Annotated in this window: 2 protein-coding genes and 1 pseudogene; all 3 read left to right on the top strand. The window is 34.7% G+C overall.

Annotated elements, in window-relative coordinates; genetic code table 11:
• Positions 1–703 (top strand): annotated as a pseudogene (locus tag ACFIMC_RS06580) (hypothetical protein); the annotation flags it as partial.
• A 135-nt stretch (positions 704–838) separates the two neighbouring features.
• Positions 839–1,192, top strand: a complete 354-nt coding sequence (locus tag ACFIMC_RS06575; protein ID WP_183194745.1) for a hypothetical protein — start codon at positions 839–841, stop codon at positions 1,190–1,192.
• 6 nt (positions 1,193–1,198) lie between these two features.
• On the top strand, positions 1,199–2,209 hold a 1,011-nt coding region (locus ACFIMC_RS06570; RefSeq protein ID WP_375680800.1), incomplete at its 3' end, for a DUF6990 domain-containing protein.

Below are 2,209 nucleotides of genomic sequence, written 5' to 3'. Positions count from 1 at the left end.
GTTGGCAGCTCTGTCTCTTTTTATGGCTGGTGGAGCAACTATTGTTCAATCTCCTAACAATAGAACCGCTATAGCTGATTTCCTTACCTATTGGTTTGCATCGAAAAATTCTGCAGAAGATAGCGAAAAAACAAATCAAAACTCACAAGAAGAAAAAAATAAAGATTCTCAGAAGGAAAGTAAAAATAAGAAAAAAAACGGAAACAATAAAGAACCACAAAACAATAATGATGGAAAGGGTAACATACTTGAACAAGTCAGGAAGCATCATGATAAAAAACGCGATGAGAAAAAACAAGAATTAAAGGATGAAGGATGTATAGTATGCGAGACAGAAATAGTATTCAAAACTAAGACGGATAAGGGGGTAGTAAAATCTCGTGCGGATATTGTTTATATAGAGAATGGTAAAATAAAAATTGGCGAGGTAAAAACGGGGAAGAATTCTAAATTAAGTGAACAACAAAAGATTTTAAAAGAGGCATATAAAGAAGGAAATGCTGAGTCCACAAAAGGAAAATTTATAAAATTTTTTAAAGAGAACAAAGAGTTCTTAGAGAAATATCAAGAATCGTTCAAAGATTTTAAAGGAAGTGATAAAGAATTAAACGAGGCTAGTAAAGAATGGATTAAAGGACAATTGAATAATAAGTTAGACAAAACTGACGTTAACGTTTTTCATTATCCAGGACTTTTTGAATGAAAGTGAATAGCGATGCGAACTAAAGACGTGACAGAGATTTTAAAAACGCTTGGCTGGGAGACGAAAGATCAACTATTATTTACAGTGGTAGAACAGTATTAGCGTGAATAAACTGCGACTTATGGAGAATAATCTATGAACTTTTCGTTAAAAAAAATACATCGCCCTGATATTATTTATGTGGAGAAAGGTGTATTAAAAGTTATTGATATAAAAACTGGTAATTTTCAATTAACAGAATGTCAAAAAGATTTTGAAATAGCGTATAAAACAGGAGATGCAAAACCTTTTGGGAAAATTATGAAACGCTATCTGGGCGAAAATAAGGAACAGCTTAATAAATACCAAGAAGATTTGAAAAAATTTGAAGGAGATGCAGAGCTTCTGAAAGAGTTTAGAGACAATTGGAGTGAAAATCAAATAAACAAAGAGTGGAATAGAATAATTCCTTATACAGTTAGCTGTTATCCGGCGGTTGGAGAAGAGTGAAACATTATGCAAACTAAAGATGCAGCAGAAATATTAAAAAGTCTGGGCTGTGAGCTCTATCGTGATGAAGTAGGCGATACATTTGCCTATTATTATCTTCCGGATCGCATTGTGGATTTGAGCTATGGTGTGAAACATGAAACGGATGGTGAAAAATTTTGGTTATTAGCTAGCCTCACAACTGCTTCTTATAGTCTTGCTTGTGAATATTCTAGGGGGCAAAAGTCACGGTATGGATATATACTCTATCCAGAAATAGGTGATTTCGGGGTTACGGTACCGGATCTTTCAGAAAGTCATATTGAATCTGCTTTAAACAAAGTCATTACTTGGGCGCAAGCACAAGATATTGAAAAAAAATTACATGAAGAAGCTGCTAATCATTCTCTTGTTGCAAAGGCTCTTCTCGGCGAGATAGAAGCTTTAAGGAGTTATGAGTCTACGCCCAAAATAAACGTATCAGAATTTTCTGATTATAAAATAATGACGTGGAATGAACGCTTGCTTCTTTTTGCACAGGTCTATAAAAATGGGGAATTAGACGATATTCTAACGCGCAAGAAGCCAAAACAGCGCTCGATAAATCTCATCGCAGCAAGTCGCATCCTCAAAACGCGAGGATGGATTGCTATGGAACCTGAGAGAATGTTTCTCTCTTTGCCAGACCGTTTTATTCAATTTGATTTTGGCTTTATACGTCTTCATGATAATTACAATGTTCGTCTTGAAGCTGAAATATCTAATGAAGAGATTTCTGTAGCTTGCAAATATATTCACTATAGGAGAGAATATAATTGGATACGACCTACGGATATTTATAAGTCTTTTAACACGATTGGAGGAGGTTTTTTTAGTGGTTTTGGCAAGGAAATTGATATTTGTGTAGAGGAATTGAATGAGCAAGAGTTAACAAAAATCTCTGAGCGGATAATACAGTGGGCACGCGCCCAAGATTTACAAGCATCAATAGAAAGCAAAACACGTGTTCAAAAGTATAGCTACAATATAGATATAGTC

It is taken from the genome of Bartonella sp. AP21QHHD (genome assembly GCF_042196205.1).
Taxonomy (GTDB): domain Bacteria; phylum Pseudomonadota; class Alphaproteobacteria; order Rhizobiales; family Rhizobiaceae; genus Bartonella.
The sequence above is the reverse complement of the archived record's forward strand: the minus strand, read 5'-3'. Positions and strand labels throughout refer to the sequence as shown.